Origin of the sequence: Curtobacterium sp. TC1 (genome assembly GCF_019844075.1) — a bacterium.
GTDB lineage: Bacteria > Actinomycetota > Actinomycetes > Actinomycetales > Microbacteriaceae > Curtobacterium.
Genome location: NZ_CP081964.1, coordinates 2,780,944 through 2,800,543, shown reverse-complemented (window position 1 = coordinate 2,800,543; position 19,600 = coordinate 2,780,944). Strand labels below are relative to the sequence as shown.

The following is a 19,600-nucleotide window of genomic DNA, read 5'->3' as shown; positions in this document are numbered from 1 at the left end:
GACGAGATCGACGTCGTCCGACAACGGTCTCGTCGTTCGGCATCGAGCTTGCGGGACCGGCCGGACAGCGGCCCCCGCGCGTCCATAGGCTGTGCCCATGAGCGACGCGGTGGAGCAGGCACGGGCAGCGGCCGAGGCCGCCAAGCGGGCAGCGGACGAGGCACGTCGGCTGGCCGACGAAGCCGTGCAGCGGGCCGAGGAGCTCGCGGCCGCGCTCGCGGCACAAGCGCCGGTACTCACGCCGGACGCCGAACCGGCTGTCGCCGGGTCCCCGGCACCATCCGGACAGGAGGCCCGGCTCGCCCCCGACGCGGAGCCCGCCTCCGCCGTCCCGTCGTCTCCAGAGCCCGCCCCGGCTGCCGGCACCGTGCCTCCCGTCAGCGGCGGAGCGGGCCCGCTGGGACCGGACGCCGTCGCCGCGATCCGCACCGGCTACACCGTCGAGGGGCCGGCGCTCGAACTCGGCGCCCTGGTGAACGGCGAGGCGCAGCCGGATGTCCAGGTCCGCATCCCGCTCGGCATGCTGAACCGGCACGGGCTGGTCGCCGGCGCGACCGGCACCGGCAAGACCCGCACGTTGCAGGTCCTGGCCGAGCAGATCGCGGCGAACGGCGTGCCGGTGTTCGCGGCCGACATCAAGGGCGACCTGTCCGGTCTCGCGGTGGTCGGGCAGGGGAACGAGAAGCTGCTCGCGCGCACCGAGGACATCGGCCAGCAGTGGCAGGGCGTCGCGAGCCAGGCGGAGCTCTTCTCGCTCGGCGGGCAGGGCACCGGTGTGCCGATCCGTGCGACCGTGTCCGGGTTCGGGCCGTTGCTGTTGTCCAAGGTGCTCGGACTGAACGACACCCAGGAGTCCTCGCTCGGGCTCGTCTTCCACTACGCCGTGCAGGCCGGGTTGCCGCTCGTCGACCTGGCCGACCTGCGGAGCGTGCTGACGTTCCTGGTGGGCGACGAGGGCAAGGGTGAACTCGCCGAGCTCGGTGGTCTGTCGAAGCAAACCGCCGGGGTGATCCTGCGTGAGCTCATCACGTTCGCCGACAAGGGTGCCGACCAGTTCTTCGGCGAGCCCGAGATCGACACGCAGGTGTTCCTGCGCAGGGCGGCGGACGGGCGGGGGATCGTGAGCCTGCTCGAGGTCCCGGGCGTGCAGGACCAGCCCGAGGTCTTCTCGACGTTCCTGATGTGGCTGCTCGCCGACCTGTTCAACGAACTGCCGGAGGTCGGCGACCAGGACAAGCCGAAGCTCGTGTTCTTCTTCGACGAGGCGCACCTGCTGTTCAGCGGGGCGTCGAAGGACTTCACGGACCAGATCGTGCGGACCGTGCGGCTGATCCGGTCGAAGGGCGTCGGGATCTTCTTCGTGACCCAGACCCCGAAGGACGTGCCGAACGACGTGCTGGCGCAGCTCGGTTCGCGCATCCAGCACCAGCTGCGGGCGCACACCCCCGACGATGCGAAGGCGCTCCGGGCGACGGTGTCGACCTACCCGTCGAGCGACTACGACCTGGGCGAGGTACTGACCTCGCTTGCGACCGGCGAAGCGATCGTCACCATCATGAACGAGAAGGGGGCGCCGACGCCGGTCGCGTGGACCCGGTTGCGCGCGCCGCAGGGCTCGATGGACACGATGCCCGCCGCCGAGATGCAGTCGCGGGTGCAGGCATCGCCGTTGCTCGCGACGTACGGCACCCGGGTCGACCCGGACTCGGCGCACGAGATGCTCGCGCGCCGCATGGAGGCAGCAGCTGCCGAGGCCGCCGCGGTCGACGCGCAGAAGGATGCAGCCCTCGCGGCTGCCGAGGCCGAGAAGGAAGCGGCGCGAGCTGCGGCGACCGCGGCCAGGGAAGCCGCCGCGCAGGCCAAGCAGGAGGAACGCGAGCGGGCTGCCGCGCAGAAGGAGTACGAACGGACGCAGCGCGAGTTCGAGAAGGCCGAGCGGGCTGCGGCGTCGCGGCGTTCGGGCCGGTCGGGGCGGAGCACACGGACGACGGCCTCGCGGAAGGCGGACGACCCGCTGTCGGACCTGCTCGGGTCAGGACTCGGGAGCACGATCGCGAAGGAGGTCGTGCAGGGGATCTTCTCGACGCTGCGCCGACGTCGGTGACGTCCAACGGCTCCGCGCGTCAGCGACCGAGCAGCCCCGTGAACTCGACGACGAGCAGACCCACGACGACGAGTGCCGCCACGCCGCCGACGAGCAGGTAGGCCGGCCGCTGTTCGTACCAGGCGCGGCTCGACGGGTAGCGCTTCGCGAAGACCCGGGCCGAGACCGGACGCGCCTCTTCCGTCAGCTGGACGCCCAGGACGTCGACGACCTGGGCGAGCCCGTCGTCGCCCCACACGTCGGCGCGGATGCGGAACAGGTGCGCGCCCGTCGCGTCGAAGGCCACGAGCTCGCGCATGGTGCGGTCGACCGAGCTGCCGTAGGTGGTGGCGAGCACCAGACTGTGCACGCGGTCGCGGGGGATCCGACGGTGCGCGGTGACCACGCCCCGGATCGTCAGGCCGTCGGGGTCGATGCCGATGTACGCGGTGCTCAGTCGGACGAACACGATGCCGACGAGGACCGCGAGCGCCACGACCACGGTCGCGACCAGCGCCCACGTCCGGAACGGGAACGACACCCAGACCAGGGCGACGGCGAGCGGCACTGCCGAGAACACGATGCTCAGCGCGGTCGAGCGGACCAGGGACCGGCGGGGACGGAGGACGACGTCGTACACGCTGGCGCGCAGGTGTGGCGTCGCTGGCACCGTCATGTCCCCCATGCGCGTCTCCTGAACCCTCGGGCCTCACGGGCACGCCGAATCGGCCGCCCTGCGAGCGACGCCCCTGCCGCTCGATGCACCGCGGTCGGCTCGTCCCGGAGCCGTCCGCTCCTGCAAGCATAAGTGACCGACACGGACCGGGGACAGCCCGTTCCACCCCGTATCGGCGTTTGACGGCCAGTCCTTGGCGAACAGGGGACAGCTGGGTCCGCCGCGCGGGGGACAGCGACGACGAACGCCGCGAACGAAGAAGGCCCCGCACCGGAGTGCGGGGCCTTGCTGGCGGAGGACGGGGGATTCGAACCCCGCAGTTGGGTGCTGCGCGCGCACCCAACTGCTGCTGGCGGAGAATGGGGGATTCGAACCCATACCCATGCATCCCCCATTTTGCGCAGGACGACACCCAAAACACTCGGCGTTGTGCCCAGCTTTGTGCCCATTCTCGATAAAAGGCGCTATGTGGCAGTGTGAGGGTCGAGGAGGCAATCACACGTGATCGGGTCGATGCGGCGCGTTCGTCCGTTAGACGGCGTTCTACGGCGCGTGGAGGGCGTGCCTGTCGCAGCGAACGCGGGCTCGTCGCTGCGTCATTGGCCTACCAGTCTGGTGGCAAACGTCGCCTTGCCGTGACGATTCCTCGTCTGGCACACTACGCAAGGACGGCGTTTCGGCGCGGCTCGTAGTGGGGGACGAAGACCATGCGCGCTGCTGCTTCATGCGCAAAGTACTTCTGACCACTCAAGGAAGAGCTAGATGCACACCCTCACCAGCAAGCGCGTTCAGAAGTTCGCGCGGGACTTCGGTTTTGACGGCTCGGAGTCCGAGAAGTTCGAGCGCTATGTCGCCGCCAACTATCTCTACCAGTGGGTGGGTAACAGTGTAGAACTCATCGAGGCGTCAGTGCTCGGGGGTGGGAGCGATGAAGGTATCGACATCGCGGCGGTAATGGTGAATGGTAAGGTTGTTTCGGAGCCAAAAGAAATTGATGACCTCATCGCAGATCAGGCCACGAACACCTCAAAGGTAGTCTTCATTCAGGCGAAGACTAGCGAGTCTTACGACTCCAAAATGATCGCCAAGTTCTTGCACGGCGTTGAATCCGTGACGACATATGCTATGAAGCCGGGGAGTGTGCAGCTACCCCCTCGTCTGGTGGATCTCGCGAGTCTCATCGACAGGATCGCGGAAAGCGGAGACAAGTTCCAGGAAAGCCGGATTCCCTGTGAGCTCTTTTATGTAACCACGAGTTCCAATGACGGAAAGAGTGCGCAGTCCGAGTTGCAAGTGACTCAGGCGATGGATCGCATCCGTGCGATCGGGGCATACCCTGAAAATCTGAGGCTGCGAACGCACGGCCACGAAGAGCTCACTGCGAAGCAGAAGGAGCGTCACGGCCCGCAGAACGTTCAATTCTCTTTTGAGAAGCGTCAGACCATCCCTGCAACCACCCGAGTCAGCGAAGCTCACATTGGGTTAGTGTCCGCGGTCGAGCTTCTGAAGCTTCTCAAGGACGAGGCGGGCGAAGTGCGAGCGGGGATCTTTGATGACAACGTTCGCCTCGACCTCGGAGCGAGTAATCCCGTCAACTCTCGGATCATGGCGACGCTACTCAGCGAAGAGCGTGAACATTTCCCATTCTTGAACAACGGCCTCACAATCATCGCGACGGAACTGCGGGGTTTGGGTGACCGGTTCACGATCTCGGGGTACCAGGTCGTAAACGGAGGGCAGACGAGCAATCAGCTGATTCGTTGGTCGGAGTCCGCGCAAGTGACAGGGAATCCGAAGCTTCTCGATGAGCTGTGGGTGCCGGTCAAAATAGTGAGCTCGCGGGACGCCGATGTCCGGACGAGCGTTTCGGTTGCAACGAATCTGCAAACTGCGATTGGTTCGTCTGACATTCAAGCGAGCTCGAAAGTTGCGAAGGATGTCGAAGAGTACTTCACGCAAACCGGCGTGGAGGGCTTGCGCTACGAGCGTCAAAACCGTGGCACCGCACTCGATTTTGCTCGAACTCGCGTCGTCACAACCCCCGAGCTGAATCGAGCAGTCGCGGCGACCCTGTTTGGAGAGTCCGCTAGGGCGATTGCTGCGCCAAAGGAACTCGAAGCTGCAGATTCGTTCGTATGGGGTGAATATCCGGAGGAAGCATATTATTACGCAGCATGGATCATCTACCGCCTCGATCGATACTTTGCCCGTACGGCCGATTCAACGACGCTAAAGGCGGCTAAATACCACATGGCGATGATGGTCTCCGCCTCCGTGAATCCGGAACTGGTTGGCATCTTCGAGAAGGGGGATGTGGAGGCCGCGGCGCTCCGACTTTCGAAGCCTAAGAAGTTCAATTTCCGTGTCTCGGACAAGAAGCTCTCTGATGCAATCGAGGCGGCAATCGCAACAGTGATGGACCTGACGAGGGATCACTTCCAGACAGTGCTGAGCGAAGGGCGAAGCCTTCGCAAGGATGATGTACGCAGTCGACGGAGCCAAGAGGCTTTGTTGCAGCGAGTGCGTGCTTCTACGACTTCTTAGTCGCGTCGCAGAAGTAAGTACTCCAGTCGACAAAAGAGCAGGGGATGAGATGAGTTTGACAGAGGGTGGGGTCACCTATCTGGTGCAAGAAAGTACCGGTAAGCAGGTACAGGACGAAACCGGTGAGTACAATTGGGAGGTCGAGACATATCCCGTTGACGACCTCACGGCCTTGTTCGAGAGGCACCGGGGCTTGTACCGCGGCAGCCAGGATGCGTGGGTCGCAGAGGTGCTGAAGGGGGAGTTCCTCGCGCAGCACATCGGGGTGCTGATTCGCGAGGCCACTGCGGAAGACATGGAGAAGTACGCAACGATCTTCCAGCGGCGCAAGTGGGCGGACGACTGGCGCAACGCGGACGCTATTGCGGCCGAAATGAAGGCTGACCGGACGGCGCGGCTCGTGGCTGACTTCAACGAGAACGTTCAGAACGAAAAGCAGGCAGCACGATTCTTCGCAAACACGGGCGTCACCACACGTGACTTTCTCGCCTGGCTGAAGACCGCACACCAGTCCGAAAACGCAACGGTGAAGCTCAACGACTCGGCTCTTCGAGCATTTGAGGAGTTCCGCACTTCTAGATCGCCGCTTGCCGCCAAGCGGTTGAAGGGGGCTGCGGCCTTGTCATCAATCAAAGAGACGCTCGGCAAGAAGCGTGCGGCACCGAAGCGGAAGGTAAAGGCCGAAGCGGCGGGTTAACACCGACCATCCCGTACCGTCACCGAGTGCTCGCTGGCCTCCTAGCAGGACTCCAGCACTTGACCCACGACGCGCTGTGAAGTTCCGTGCCTGAAGGTACCTTCGTGATGAATGCGATGGTACCTATAAGCGATCTTGGTGTGCGCCGGTTGCGCACGGCAGAGCACCCGGCCCTTGTCAGCTGTACCTAGGGTCTGGTAGAGAATGGCTTGCCCCCCGGTACCGATCTGCGTCGGTTCCGAGTTGTATCGCACACCTTGATGAAGCAGGTTGACGAGACCGTTTTTGGTCAGCTCAAGAGAGGTGATCACATCGTTGTTTTGCCGCCCGTAATGTGTGACCTGTGTCTCGTTGTTGGTGAGGTAGTACGAGTACACGCGCGTACCGGTGCGCCACATCACAGGGGTGGTCCAGACAGCGCCGAACTTCTCCAGACCGACGAAGCCAGGGTTGCGGATCGACAGCATCACCTCTTCGATGCGCTGCATGAAGTCCTTGAAGTCGAAGCCCAGATCCTCGGTGAGGCGTGAAACGCGGTGGTACTTCGACTTTTCGTAGGGCTCGGTGCTAGTGAAAGTGCAGTCGTTGCGGCGGGTCTTGACCGCGAGGTTCAGGATGTCGTCGTCCATGAACCAGAAGTGACTCTCGCCCATGCTTCGGGACAAAGCGAGCGTGAAGTTACACAACGGCGCGTGACCTGCCATCGTAATCGGCAGTTTCATCCCGCTTGTGGCGTCCAGCATGTCCGGGTCACGGAAGCTGATGTCACGGACAACGAGCCGTTCGAGTGGGTAGACGGTGCTGTACTTTGCGAACTGCGCTGGGTCGATGCAGATGTAGTAGTTGGTCACATCGAAGCCATCTAGCATCTTCATCGTGCCGGCGGTACCAGCGCGCTCGTATGACGGGATGTAGACGTTGTAGCGCATCCCGTGCTTCTCGAAGAAGCCCGCGCTGCATGACGGCTCGAAGCTCGGGTGCACCCAGGCTTCTTTCTCAACGGAACGACCGTCGATGGTCTTCACGAAGAGCGGATAGCAGACGAATCCAGCGTCTCGCACGGCATCGAGCGCGTCGGCGTTCTTGCGACGCTCGGTGTTGCTCCGCTCCGTAATCTCGTCCTCGGTGAAGAGCGCTCCTGAGCCTTCGTAGAAGTAGCCAGCGTGGGTCTTCTCCAGCATTACCTTCGCCATCGCTCCCCCTGCTCGACCCGCCGCCTGAGCTGCGGCAGCTTGCAACAGGCTACTAGAATCGCGGAGATCAAGGGGGCGGCATGGGCGATGTCATCGACGTGGTGGAGTACGCAGAGGCAGCACCGCGCGGGTTGGTGCCCTACTTTGCTGGAAAGCAACGAGGCAGGCACGAGCGGCGAGTTAGTGACACGCTGCACGTATCCGGTGTCGTTGCTCCGGTGATCGTTGATCAGGACAACCGCATCATCGACGGCGAGGCGAGAGTACGAGCCGCAGTTCGTGCTGAGTGGGCGTCCGTACCTACCGTGCGTGTGCGAGCCACCGAGACGCAAGCACGACTCTTACGCTTCCTCTTGAACAAAGCAGCGGAGTTCCAGCGTTGGGACTTCGCGCAGGTTGATGACTTCTTGGCAGCGCCGCAAAACGCCTTCAACTACCTCGCATCGCTCGAACCACTTGGCTTCTTCGGTGAGCGGGTTATTCCAGAAAGCTTCATGGCCGACTCGATGCGCGCGTACACGCTCGACGGCACTCCGGGACAGGCGCGTTACCGGCAGGAGCCTGCCTACGCGGAGTGGGCTGAGCGGAGGCGCGAAGCAGGAGTGTTGCAGGCGCGCGCAAGAGCGAAGAGGGTGAGGCAACGGCTGTCATCGATGCGTCTCGATGGGGCCGTGCCGCTCAACGCGATCCGCGATGGTGGCGGCTACAAGCGACCGCAGTGGGAGAAAAGGACCGCACTTAAGCGGGCCGTTGCCATCACCGGTTTCGTCGCACCGCTGATCCTTGATCAAGACCTGACGGTGATCGACGGAATGACTCGCCTCGAGGTGATCCGGGAGCTTCACGCGGAAGGTTGGTGGCCGCGGGGTAGTGTGCCTGCGCTGATCGTGAAGCGAAGCGCGGAACAGTCGAGCTATCTGCGTATGGTCCTAAATCGCACGAGCGAATTTCAAGCGTGGGATTGGGCTGCGCTGTACAGCTTCGCGGACACTCACCCACAACTGCGGCCGGTCTATGAGCCGTACGGGCTTTACACGGCCGCCGTGCTGCCGGACATCGCCTGGACGGAGACGGCGCTGCCTCTTCCAGAAAGAACTGCGGCACCCACGTTTGACTCAACGAAGCAGAGCCTCGGGGAGTGGGCGAGGGTGCAGCGAGCGCGAGCAGCCGCCAAGGATGAAGAAGCCGGTGTGTCACCAGTGAAGCCGGGGCCGCGCGAGTTGTACGCAACACTTGTTGACCTGTCCTGGGAGCCTGACGAGCTGCTGCCGATCCACGACGCTCCGAAGGTGATGCAAAACTTCATCGATCAGCTCGACGTCGAGCTCGGCGGGTACACCGCGAAGCAGGACGCACAAGCAGATACACGAGACACGGCGGCTCTCGCGGCACGTGGTGAGCTACCCCTTCCGCTGCGCTGGCAGTCGTAATGGCGGTGCCGCGGTTGCGTTAGACCCGGTCGCGCACCGAGTAGATGATCGGCACGCCGTTCGTCACGATCACGGAGTAAACCTCCTGCCCGTCGCGGTTGGCGTTTGCGAGTGCTTGCTTGAAGCTGTCCATCATCTCGGGCTTCACGTGCTTGTGAGTCTCGGTAGCGTCGTAGGTCGGCAAGGGTTCCTCTCATGCTGAAAGCCCCGGTTCGGGTCCGAGGCCTTCAGCGGTCCGTGGGGTTGCGAGGGTCAGGACTTCTTGATCGAGTCGAGCTGGTTGCTGAACTCCGTCAGGACCTTGAGGGCGGAGTTGAGCTTGGCGGTAGCCTCCGCCTTGCCGGTCGCGAAGTAGGGAGTACGACGACGTGCGTCGGCGTAGAGGTCGCTGATTGACAGCTTCAGGATGTTGAGCGTGCGGGTGATCTCCGAACGCTCGGGGAGTGCGACCTCGGCGGCGTCTGCGGTAGGCGTGTTCTTCGTGGTGTTCGCGGTGTTCGTCATGATGCCATCTTGATGGGCCACTACTAGTCCACAACCCCACCAGCGAAACTCCTTCGCGCAGTTTCCTAGAACCTCAGTTGAGCTCAAAACAGCGCTATGCTCGGCGGTTAAAAGTCCCGCGCTAGTCCGGGGGAGTAGAGGGTCTGTAGACGCAGCTATCAAGGCTCTTACAGCACAAACCCCCGTTCCGATGGGTTATACGGAAGTGGGGTTTGCGCGCGAGAGACTGCGACTATGAGCCGAACGGTTTTGGACAGGAAGCGTGTGTTTGCAAACAGGTGAGGTCCCCGCCTCAGCCTTCCGATCACGTGTCCTCCCGTGTCCGGTCCTCCTTCACTCGTTGCCGGGTAGGGAAGGTGTGCACCGCTAGCGGTGTAGACGCGCACCTTCTGCTTGTGGGACGTGACGGTGAAGGTTCCCGACTCAGCGTCGATCGGGCTGATGGTCGCGACGACGCGTTCCCCGTTCTCCCACCGAGCCTCCTTGCCTCCGTTCGGGAGAGCGGCTATGCCGGCACGCCCAATGACGTGTGGCCCGTCTCCCACGGGGCAGTCCGTCACACCGCGACCTGCGCGTACCTCGGCGCGACAGCGCATCCACGTCCCGTCGGAGGTTAGGTGGTACTTCATGACACAGTCCCAGCCCAGGTGTCCGTCTTCCACAGTTGCTTGCAGATTGGGTCACCGACGACGACAGTCTCCCGCACCGACTTGTCGGCGTTGTAGGTCGTGGTCCCCGCGCATGGCACCCACTTGTTGTAGGTCGCGAGGCCGTAGACGTTGAACGTCACAGCGTAGGAGTGCAGGGTCTTCCCGTTGCTGTCGTAGTCCGGCAGGTACAGGTACCGATCGTCCGAGCTGACGTACGACCCGTCTCCGCCAGCAAGCTCTGCCTTCTGACGAAGTTGCGAGAGGGATGCTGTCGCGCGTTGCTTAGCGACCGATCGCAAAGCTTGATCCTGAATCGCTGTGTAGGACGGAATCGCGATGGCTGTGAGGATGCCGACGACGCCCAGGACGATCACTAGCTCGATCAGTGTGAAGCCGTCGTCTCGATCACGTCTAATGCGCTCAAACATCGGGCTGATCTTCCGACGGTTCCTCTGGGAGTGTGGCAGGGTCGATTCCAGCTCCATACCCAATGTCCCAGCCTCCGCTATCGCCCCCATAGGCGCGTGCGCAAATGGGGTCTCCACCAATGCGGCCCACCTTGTTCTGCCCGAAGCCTTCGCCGTCACGCTTCACTTCGGAGTACGAGCATAGAATAGGGGCTTCTTTGTTCCATCCCTCCGGCTCGATCGGGTCTGTGACTCCGTCCCATTCGGGTTGTGGGTCACCGATGTCTGCTCTGTAGTCGCCATAAGACATACCCCACGTCATCGTACGAACCTCACCGTCCTCGATGTTGCCGTGGTCGTCCATCTTCGCTTTACCAACATCGTCACCGTTGGCCGCCAGGGTCGCCATTCGAGCGGTGTATGCCTGCTGATTCGCGGAGGCAAGCGCGTTGAGGGTGGCGGTGCGCTGGATCGCGCCGTAGGAGGGGATTGCGATGGCGGTGAGGATGCCGATGACGACTACGACGATGACTAGCTCGATGAGAGTGAAGCCGTCTTCGAGGACCTTTCTGGGTCTGATGTGCATGATGGTGCTCCTTTGTGTTGAGTAGAACGAATATCAGTGCGTACAAGGACTGACTAGTTGCCGAACGGCAGCGAGAAGTGCCACACGACGACAGCGAATAGGTCTTCATCAGTGATCAGTTCGGGATCAGCCACAGGGTTTGCGTCACCTTTCGTGAAGGCTTTATCCCCAACGACACCGATAATCCGATGGGTGATGAACTCGTGGCCCATTGCCTTTTCGTGGCCCGTGTACGTGACGATGTTTCCGAGCTTCATGTCTTCGGCGGACGCCTTGTGCTGGATGATCCAGTCACCGGTTTTGATTGTCGGGTCCATCGATCCGCTCATGATGTGCCCAACCGAGTACCCGCCGACGGTGAACGCGAGGGCGAATGAGAGGATCGCTGCGGCGTAAATCAGCGTGAGTGTCCGCTTGATGATGGTCATGGTCGGACTCACTTGTCTAAAGAGTTGAGTAGGTTGAGGCGTGCCGCTTGATTGCGGCGCTCCCAGACTTCCCTCGTCACGTAAGTGCCGTTCAACACCCGACGAACCTCTCGCGGGGCGGTATCAAACATCCGCCCGCCAACGCGAGTCGTCTGAACGACTCGTCCAATGGCCGTAGCTCCAAGGCCGCGGCGACGAAGCTCCTTGATCTTCGCGGCATCCTTCTCGGACAAAGAAGGACGACGCCCGAGCTTCACACCGATCTTGTGAAGCTCCCCGAGCGCACGAGCCGTCTTCTTTTCAACATCAACTCGGTAGTTCTCGTTGGCGTATGCGGTAAAAATCAACTCCACTGATTGCGAGGCCTCCTCCACATCATCGAAGGTTTTATTCTCCCGAACGATGTATAGCGTTCCGCCTCCGTCGATTATGTCCTCGACGGCTGAAATCACTTTTCCCTTCTTTCTCCCCAGACGGTCGAAGCTGTAGAGAACGACCTCTGCCGTCGGTGTTTCGAGCAGAGCTGGAAGAAGTTCTGAGCGCCACGCTGATTTCGGGTCAGTGAGATTCGATTCTCCGCTAACCCCTTCATCCACGAACAGTCGCATGGACGGGTCGTAGGCGAGAAGTGCCTTCTTTTGGTTCGCGATGCTGTGTGATGGCCTGTCATCGCGGGACAGTCGAATGTATCCGAATCGTACGGTTTTCATGTGGTTCTCCTTGTCTGACGTTCTTGTCGCTGTACTAATATCAACAACGTGGTGACAAGATCGTGGGGACAAGAACGGGGATTCTTGTCGCAGTGCGCGGAGAGTCCCGCCGCGCCGCGAAGCTTGTGGCGGGACCACAGATTTCGGCCTACCCTGTCAATCAGGTTTGACAGAGAGCGGGGACAGGTTGACCGATTTGCTTGAGTGGTTCGACAAGCACGGCGGAGGCGTGTCGGCGATGACCGCGATCCTGACTGCCATCGTTGCAATAGTGACAATCGTGCGAACGGGGATGGACAGTCGTCGTCGGAGTCAGCCGAGTGTGATCGCCGAGCTCCGCCCGGCACAGGACTCGGACACTGTTATTGACTTCATAGTAAGGAATGTCGGTCCGACCGTGGCGCGCGACCTTACTGTCTCGTTTGATCCTGCCATCACCCTCCCTGAGGCGCGTCGACTCGAAAGCTTGGCGACGACCACCCTGATTCGTCGCTACAGTCGGCCTATCCCCAATCTTGCCCCTGGCCAGGAAATGTCGAACACCTATTGGATCGGAGTGGACGGGGGATCGAATAAGCGTGTGAACGGCGAACCGACACCCGAGCGTGTGACAGTGACTGTTCGATACCGCGGTTTGGGGCGTCGGTGGTTGCGCGACTCGTTCATGCTGGATCTGGACATCGTGACGTTGACCACGTGGGCTGTCGCATCCGACTCAATCAGAGGACGCATCAACGAGATTGCCGCCTCGCTCAAAGACATTGCCTCGGCCGCGAAAAGGAAGTAGCCGCCCCTAGTCGAGTGCAGCAGCAGTGGCTTTAGGCTCGTTGTTCAAGACCCCCACCGGGAAAGAGTGAAGGAGTGATGATCCTGTGGGACGAGCTCCCGCCTAAACGCCCCGCGCGGAGGATTGTCAACCTGCGCACCATGTGACCGATAACGTGCACCGATCAGCCCAGCAGCTTCGATCGTCCCAACGTGTCACACCAACGCCGATCATCTTTGCGTTGCGTAGGGATAGTGGCCTTCGCCTGACTCGCCAACCTGCTCCGAAGAGCGCGCGGAGTCGGCCCCTCACACGATGCGCTCTCAACGCATCCCATGCCGATCCTGTATTGCGCGTGTGCCGGGAGCGCGTGGTAGATAGATGCGACTCGCTCACGCATCCACAGCTTCTCGAAGCTCCGACAGCATTAACTCAGGTCAACGTGACCAACTCCCTTTTCCGGTCGCTTCCGACGGCGACAGAATAGATATCGGCATCTCTAACGACGCCGCTCCGCCACCAGTGAGCGAGACTGTGGCGGAGCGGCGGATCACGGGGCAAATGTCGGAATCAACCCGTGATCAGGAGGGCGGAAAAAAGGAAAGCGCCCCATGGGTACTTCTATCAACTTGCACCAGATTTCGATGACCGACGCGAGGGTTAGACCGGCTGTGTCTGCGTACAAGGACTGACAGAACCGGCGATTAGGCGCGGGTACGTTTCACGCGCTCAGAGAGAGCGCTACGCGGCAGTCTGAGCCTCCCGACGCCGTACCCACGCGATCCCGCGGAGACGGGTAGATCGTCTGCGAGCCGGACAGCTAAGCCGAGTGGGGCCGCGGAGCTACTGGGTGCGGAGCCAGCGCCGCTCGAACCAGACACCAGAAGGTGTGACACGCTCGCTGGTCGGTGTGACACCTTCGCGCGGCGCGAGCGCTGCCGCCGTGTCCTTGAAGGCGTGCCACGCCGGATCGCCCCACCCTGCGGTGTACAGCGCCCACCATGTGCTCTCGTCCGCGACGCTGAGGTCTACGAGGTCCTGAGGAGTCATCGTGCGCCAGTCGGGGAGGGTCTTCGTCGTCATGAGCGGGGTCCTGTGGTCAGTGGTCCAGAGGTGTGCACCTAGTGGAGGAGATATCACTGGAGCTCTCTAACGAGCTTCCGCGAGAACGGCTCGGTTTTGCCAGGGCGAAGCCCTAGGCTGAGCGTGTGAAGCTCAGCGAGGCGCGCGTCCGTATGTTCCGCAATGTGATCGACAGCGGAACCATCCGCTTTCAAGACGATGTCACCGCCCTCGTCGGCAAGAACGAATCCGGCAAGACAGCACTGCTGATGGCCCTCCATCGTCTCAACCCTGCTAACGGCAGCGCAGAGTTCTCCTTGCAGAAGGACTACCCCCGCTGGCGGCTCACGCGCGACCGCAAGAGCGGCGAGGCCGAGGATGTGGAACCGATCCGCGCCACTTTCACGCTTGACGACGAGGACGTTGCCGAGGCCGAAGCTCTCTACGGCGTCGGAGTTCTGCCAGAGCGGATCTTCACGTACTACAAGACCTACAGCAACAAGGCCTGGCGCGTACTCGACGTGAGCGAGCGGGCCGCGCTCGATCACATCTTCGGGTTCCTTGGCACCCCAACAGACCTCCGCGCCAAGATCGACGCGCCTTCTCTGAAGGAAGCGCGGGGCCTCGCTGAAGCACTTGCCGAAGAGCTTGAGGACTCGGAAGGCGAGGCAGCCGCGGCCACGAAGGGTCTTTGCGATGAGTTCGTCGAGAAGATCGACGAGACCATCCCGAAGGACACAACACTGCGAGCGCTGGTGGGCAATCTGCTCGGGAAGCGACTCCCCAAGTTCTTCTACTTCAGCGACTACCAGACCCTTCCCTCGCGAATCGACCTTCAGTCCATCGGGTCGGAAGAGGAAACGCCCGGAGCCTCCGCCAATCAGACCGCGCGCGCTTTGATCCGGCTCGCCGGCGCAGACACGGCGAACGTTCAGGCAGAGGACTTTGACGAGCGCAAGAGCGAGTTGGAGGCCGCGAGCAACGAGCTGACGCGGCAGGTATTCGAGTACTGGACCCAGAACTCGAACCTGTCAGTGGAGATCGATGCGGACAAGAAGGTCGTCGGCAACAGCTACAACCAGTCGACCGTCGTTCGCTTCCTCGAGGTGCGTGTGAAGGATAGCCGCCACGGGTTCACGGGGAGCTTCGACCAGCGTTCCAAGGGGTTCCAGTGGTTCTTCTCGTTCTTCGCTGCGTTCTCGGAGTTCGAAGACCGCGGCAACGAAGTGATCGTCCTCCTGGATGAGCCAGCCATGTCCCTGCACGGCAAGGCTCAGGCCGACTTCCTGCGGTTCATCAACGAACGGCTTGGAGCACGGTCGCAGGTCGTCTACACGACCCACTCTCCCTTCATGGTGGAGCCGAACCGCGTAGAGCGAGTACGGATCGTGGAGGACAAGGGACCCGACTCCGGTTCCGTTGTGACCGAGGATGTACACACGGTCGGTGGAGACGCGACGTTCCCCCTGCAGGCGGCTCTCGGGTACGACATAGCTCAGAACCTCTTGATCGGTCCTGACAACCTCTTGCTCGAAGGGGGCAGCGACGACACGTACCTGCGGATCATGTCCGACCACCTCCGGTCCCTCGGTCGCGAGGGTCTGGACCCGCGCTGGCGCATCGTCAGCACGCACGGCGCGACGAACATGCCTGCTTTCGTCTCGCTGTTCGCAGAACTCGACGTGACCCTCCTCATCGACGGGACTTCGAAGTCCACCGGCAAGCTCGACACCCTCGTTCGCGCGAAGGCCCTGCCGCAGAAGCGGGTGATCAGCACCAACGACTTCGCGGCGATGGAGCCGAGCGACATCGAGGACCTGTTCACGCCCGGGGAGTACCTGAAGCTCTACAACCCAGCATTCGGTTCAAACCTCAAGGTGAGCGACCTCAACGGGACCGACCGCATCATCGCCCGCATCGGCCGGGCCAACGGCGAGACGTTCAAGGAGCACGGGAAGCCCGCCGAGTACCTGATGCGATCCGCTGACCGGGAGAAGTTCCTAGGTGCACTCAGCGAGGGCACGATCGACCGGTGGGCAAGCCTATTCGAGGCGATCAACAAGACCCTTTCGGCATAACGACCGACATGACGAGTACGAGGCTCGACGGCGACTGGTGGAGCCCGACCGAACCCGGACGTCGCTACAGCGGCTACGTGAAGGTGCGGTCTTCCGGTCGCTCGTCCCTCCACTGGTCATCGGCGTTCGACGACCAAGCCGTCTACAAGATGGATGTTCCCGCGCTACACGGCAAGCTCAGCGACGGCAGGGAAGTGACTCTTTGGTCGCTGGGGTGGAGCCCCATCGAGCCCCGCCAGGGTGGCACTGACACTCAACAACGATGGCACAGAGCAATCAGCGTGGTCGCTGTTGGCGCTCACCTCGGGGCGATGGACGAGGTGCGCGTAACGGAAAGCCGGCTGCAGTTTCAACACCTAGGCATGTGGAGCAGGCACCCCGACCCTGTTGCGGAAGGCGCACCTGAGCCGCAGCATGAAGCCGCTACTTTTGCCCCGTACGGCTCACAGCACGAGGTGACGGTCGAAGTGGCGCAGCCCCAGGTAGTGCGCCGCCGAGCGTCAAACGGAAGCCTCTTCATCCCGCAGGGCTCGGGGGATACTGCAGCCATTGTTATCAACACTGCGCCAGCGGCCCCGTTCGCCTTTCACGAGCGGCTTACGATGGACGCACGGAACTGCCTTACCTTCGCATACCAGCGACCTGCGCATCTGGTTCGGCAGGAAGCATCAATCGATGGCAGGCGCGTGCGAATATACCGCCATCGATCAGTACAGCGGGATGCTCATAAGCACTCTGGGTTTCAGATGCTCTTCACAGCCAACGATTCGAACCCTAGCGTTGTTCTAGCCGGATGGTGGCGTGCAACGACGGACCTGTACCCGCTGCCGCAAATCCTCTCCGGCGGATATTACGCGAAGCTTCCTTTCATCGAGAGTCAGGTGGCTAGTGCGGTCGCAGCGTTGGAGTCCACCTACGAACACTTGGACCATCTACCGCGACATCGAATGGATGCGACAGTATTTGCGGAACGGCAACGGTGGCACCTAGAGCATGAGGACGACGATGACTTCAAGAGACTCCTGGACGGCCTTTCGAACAGACCCACTTTGCGTCAGAAGCTCAAGGCAGTCGGTAGAGACCTCTCTAAGCCCTTACTGGAGCAAGCAGCGGTAGATCTGCGCGCTTGGGAGCAAGACGTGATGCACGTTCGGGACCGCATTGCCCACACCGGCTCCCACGTGACAGCTGTGGGAACCGGGGAGCAGGATGTCCTCGCCAGGGTCGATAGGGACACCCGTGCGGTGCTCTCGCTAGTGCTGTGTAGGGCGATCGGTTTGAATACCGAACAACTGATGCGGGCAGGGAGTGTGGTGTCGCAAACCGGTCCAAAGGTTCGAGGAGATAGCTCGCCGATCGACTTCGGTTGATCGTCAAAAAAAGAAAAAGACTGACTGCGCGGGTCCTCTGCCGTCCGCTCGCTCGTCCCCTAGGCACGGAGGTTTGGAGGGTGTGCCGTCGCCCCTCCATCCGGATCGTGTTCCGTAGTAGCCGATCCCTCGGTACAGAGACGCCGACGCAACCCAGTGGTCCGGGGGAAGTCTTCGAGAAGGTGTCACACCTTCTGGAACGTGTCGCACACTCCCGTTGGTGTCGCACACTCCCGTTGGTGTCGCACACTCCCGACTGTGATCTGACGGGAACGTGTCGCACGTTCAGAGTGACAGCGGGAAGGTGTCGCACACTCAGCGGCACGCGGTGGGAAGGTGTCACACCTTCCTGCTTTTGGATGTTCTTGAAGGTGCGCACACTCCTTCATGCCCTGGCGTGGCGGGTATCTGAGCGATGGTCTCTAGCGTTGGTTCCGGTCCGAATGACTGGTCTCTGAATGGGAAGAGCGATTACCGATCCCCCCTTATGCGACTAGCGGAAAGCCGCGTAGAGACCACCCGTAACGTACTAGGCGCGTACCAGTCCCATACGGTGACGAGTACGGGTTCCCTGATACACGGGTTTGTGGGCTTAGTACGACCTCTGTATGGGTAAACCGATATTACTCCTGACTGCCGCAAAATGGCAAAGGAGTACTGACATGACCAATCTTGACATCGCGCCAAACCCGTTCTTCGAAGACGACGAAGACGACTACCCAGAGCCTCACTTTGACAGCGAGCCGATGACCGGGCACTCAAGGGCCCGAGCCTCGCACGCCAACCCCTACGCTCCGGTGCGTTCAGTAGCCGAACAAGAGGAAGTAGACCGTCGCAAAGCGTCGGGGGAAGTTCCCGACGGACGGAAGAAGAACGTTCCGAACCCGGTGTATCGACGCCGCACCCTGACCCAGAAGGACATGAACCTCCTTGTCCCTCTAGCCAAGTTCCAGTTCGCTACTGCTGACCTACTGCGTCCCTTGCAGGTCATCCAGAATCCGGATAATGCCCGTCTTCACAGATTTGTAAAGTCAGACACCGTGACCCATCGCCTGCGTGGCTTGGAAGAAGCAGGCTTAGTCCGGTCGCACTCCATCGTCGGAACCGATACCCTCTGGGCAGCAACGGACAAAGGCCATGCGGCGGCAGATCTCGCGTACCAATTCCGCACGGCCGAGGCCCACCCTCTCACGAAGTTCAACCCGTCAGAAGCGGCTCACCAGCTTGGCGCTGTGCAGATCGCGATGCAGGCAATGAGTCCAACGATCTTCGATTGGCAGCGGAAGCTCCGTGTGCCAACACTTACATACGACCAGATTCTGAGCGAGCACGAGATACGGCATCACTGGGCGGTCCGTCGCAATCTCCTTGAAGAGGAAGGGAAGGACCTCCCTGACGACATGACTCCAAAGAACTTTGGAGCCTGGCGCGAGCGAGACCTCATGTCCATGATTCGTCAGGACGCAGCAGAATCTGATTTCGAGTGGAAAGACATCACGCGCTGGTACCCCGAACTCTGGACGATTGGTTCGAACGAGTACGGCACCAAGCGCTACGACGTTCGGAATCATCACCATCCAGACCTCGTGTTCAATCTTGAAGAGCAGCGAAAAGGTAGATCACCTGTCAGTGTCGCGGTTGAGGTGGAGCTAAACCCCAAGGACGCGAGTACCTACCGCAAGCACCTAGCGACCTGGAACTTTTGCGAACTCGCGCCAGAACGTAAGGGCACCATGCGAGACGGCGCGGAAGTGCAAGTACAACCACCGCGCTGGCAAACCTCTCCAACCGTTTACAAACAGCTTGTGTACTTCACGAACAGCAAGGAAGCCGTTCGTAACCTCAGACTGGCCGACAAAGGCTTCGGGTTAGAGGATGCAGGGAAACTCGTCATCCTGCCATTGCTAAACAACGACAACAAGACACCGATGAAGCTCGCCCGCAGCTGGGCAAGAAACTAACCCATCAGAAGGAGAAAGGATCGTGAATCAAGAACTGAGTGAGGAACAGGCGACTGCTGGCTTCGCAATCATCAACGGCCAACTCGTCTACACACCTACCGGCGAACCCTGCGACGACTTCGAACAAGGACCCAATCCGGACGGGAGCCCCTACATCCAATGGGCTGTGCGTCGGAATCTCGAAGCGATTGTCGGCGATGACCCTTCGAGATTCCCACCTGCTGGCTGGTTGGGCACCATCGAAGACCTCGCTGTCTACATGGGTATCAGTGCAGAGGAAGCCGCCTCTGCCTACAAGCACTCACCCGAAGCCATGTTGGCAGCGCGCTGCATCATCGGCTGGAGTGCGCCTCCTACCAGAGGAGATATGCGCCGCTTGATACGCTGACGCTGCTCAGACACAAAGAACCCCCGCTTGGCCTCTGTTCCAAGCGGGGGTTCTTGTTCTGGCGGGT

18 protein-coding genes are annotated in these 19,600 nt (G+C 61.4%); 9 read left to right on the top strand and 9 right to left on the bottom strand.

The genetic code is table 11. The features are described from left to right. Nucleotides 1–97 precede the first annotated feature (97 nt). The gene (locus KZI27_RS14215; protein WP_222658127.1) at nt 98–2,104 is read left to right on the top strand and encodes a helicase HerA-like domain-containing protein; all 2,007 of its coding nucleotides are present in this window, start codon (nt 98–100) and stop codon (nt 2,102–2,104) included. 19 nt (nt 2,105–2,123) lie between these two features. Here KZI27_RS14215 and KZI27_RS14210 read toward each other — a convergent pair whose 3' ends face one another. Beyond that, a complete protein-coding gene (locus KZI27_RS14210) occupies nt 2,124–2,768 on the bottom strand; it encodes a hypothetical protein (protein WP_222658126.1) in 645 nt (214 codons plus the stop codon). Nucleotides 2,769–3,521: 753 nt separating this feature from the next. Between KZI27_RS14210 and KZI27_RS14205 the strand changes: the two genes are divergently transcribed. Continuing rightward, the gene (locus KZI27_RS14205) at nt 3,522–5,303 is read left to right on the top strand and encodes an AIPR family protein (protein WP_222658125.1); all 1,782 of its coding nucleotides are present in this window, start codon (nt 3,522–3,524) and stop codon (nt 5,301–5,303) included. A 49-nt stretch (nt 5,304–5,352) separates the two neighbouring features. Further along, nucleotides 5,353–6,000 carry a hypothetical protein gene (locus tag KZI27_RS14200; RefSeq protein ID WP_222658124.1) on the top strand — a complete coding sequence of 216 codons (648 nt, stop codon included), beginning with the start codon at nt 5,353–5,355 and terminating at the stop codon, nt 5,998–6,000. Between the two features lie 41 nt (nt 6,001–6,041). On the opposite strand, the gene KZI27_RS14195 is transcribed toward KZI27_RS14200, so the two are convergent. Continuing rightward, entirely contained in the window at nt 6,042–7,193 is a 1,152-nt protein-coding gene (locus tag KZI27_RS14195) for a hypothetical protein (protein WP_222658123.1), read from the bottom strand. Between the two features lie 80 nt (nt 7,194–7,273). Between KZI27_RS14195 and KZI27_RS14190 the strand changes: the two genes are divergently transcribed. Then, entirely contained in the window at nt 7,274–8,623 is a 1,350-nt protein-coding gene (locus KZI27_RS14190; RefSeq protein ID WP_222658122.1) for a ParB N-terminal domain-containing protein, read from the top strand. 19 nt (nt 8,624–8,642) lie between these two features. Here the strand turns inward: KZI27_RS14190 and KZI27_RS14185 are convergent, their stop codons facing one another. From KZI27_RS14185 to KZI27_RS14160, 6 genes are all read right to left on the bottom strand, one after another. Beyond that, on the bottom strand, nt 8,643–8,807 hold the full coding sequence (locus tag KZI27_RS14185; RefSeq protein WP_222658121.1) for a hypothetical protein: 165 nt from the start codon (nt 8,805–8,807) through the stop codon (nt 8,643–8,645). Nucleotides 8,808–8,875: 68 nt separating this feature from the next. Beyond that, nucleotides 8,876–9,127 (bottom strand): hypothetical protein, encoded by a 252-nt coding sequence (locus tag KZI27_RS14180; RefSeq protein WP_222658120.1) that lies wholly within the window; start codon nt 9,125–9,127, stop codon nt 8,876–8,878. Between the two features lie 625 nt (nt 9,128–9,752). Next, the gene (locus KZI27_RS20375; RefSeq protein WP_222658119.1) at nt 9,753–10,205 is read right to left on the bottom strand and encodes a prepilin-type N-terminal cleavage/methylation domain-containing protein; all 453 of its coding nucleotides are present in this window, start codon (nt 10,203–10,205) and stop codon (nt 9,753–9,755) included. Further along, a complete protein-coding gene (locus KZI27_RS14170; RefSeq protein ID WP_222658118.1) occupies nt 10,198–10,770 on the bottom strand; it encodes a prepilin-type N-terminal cleavage/methylation domain-containing protein in 573 nt (190 codons plus the stop codon). The genes KZI27_RS20375 and KZI27_RS14170 overlap by 8 nt, the downstream gene beginning before the upstream one ends. 53 nt (nt 10,771–10,823) lie before the next feature. Further along, nucleotides 10,824–11,198: a signal peptidase I gene (locus KZI27_RS14165; protein ID WP_222658117.1), complete on the bottom strand. Its 375-nt coding sequence runs from the start codon at nt 11,196–11,198 to the stop codon at nt 10,824–10,826. 8 nt (nt 11,199–11,206) lie between these two features. Continuing rightward, entirely contained in the window at nt 11,207–11,908 is a 702-nt protein-coding gene (locus KZI27_RS14160; RefSeq protein ID WP_222658116.1) for a recombinase family protein, read from the bottom strand. A gap of 238 nt (nt 11,909–12,146) precedes the next feature. On the opposite strand from KZI27_RS14160, the gene KZI27_RS14155 reads away from it, so the two are divergent. After that, the gene (locus tag KZI27_RS14155) at nt 12,147–12,695 is read left to right on the top strand and encodes a hypothetical protein (protein ID WP_222658115.1); all 549 of its coding nucleotides are present in this window, start codon (nt 12,147–12,149) and stop codon (nt 12,693–12,695) included. An 822-nt stretch (nt 12,696–13,517) separates the two neighbouring features. On the opposite strand, the gene KZI27_RS14150 is transcribed toward KZI27_RS14155, so the two are convergent. Then, complete coding sequence (locus KZI27_RS14150; RefSeq protein WP_222658114.1) at nt 13,518–13,757, bottom strand: hypothetical protein; 240 nt, start codon at nt 13,755–13,757, stop codon at nt 13,518–13,520. A gap of 125 nt (nt 13,758–13,882) precedes the next feature. Here KZI27_RS14150 and KZI27_RS14145 point away from each other — a divergent pair, with 125 nt between their 5' ends. The 4 genes from KZI27_RS14145 (at nt 13,883) to KZI27_RS14130 (ending at nt 19,533) form a co-directional block, all read left to right on the top strand. Next, nucleotides 13,883–15,814 (top strand): AAA family ATPase, encoded by a 1,932-nt coding sequence (locus KZI27_RS14145; RefSeq protein WP_222658113.1) that lies wholly within the window; start codon nt 13,883–13,885, stop codon nt 15,812–15,814. After that, nucleotides 15,769–17,184: a hypothetical protein gene (locus KZI27_RS14140; RefSeq protein ID WP_222658112.1), complete on the top strand. Its 1,416-nt coding sequence runs from the start codon at nt 15,769–15,771 to the stop codon at nt 17,182–17,184. Before KZI27_RS14145 ends, KZI27_RS14140 begins: the two co-directional genes overlap by 46 nt. A gap of 662 nt (nt 17,185–17,846) precedes the next feature. Further along, nucleotides 17,847–19,145, top strand: coding sequence for a hypothetical protein (locus KZI27_RS14135; RefSeq protein ID WP_222658111.1), 1,299 nt, complete (start codon nt 17,847–17,849; stop codon nt 19,143–19,145). 22 nt (nt 19,146–19,167) lie between these two features. Beyond that, nucleotides 19,168–19,533, top strand: a complete 366-nt coding sequence (locus tag KZI27_RS14130) for a hypothetical protein (RefSeq protein ID WP_222658110.1) — start codon at nt 19,168–19,170, stop codon at nt 19,531–19,533. The last annotated feature ends 67 nt before the right edge of the window (nt 19,534–19,600 follow it).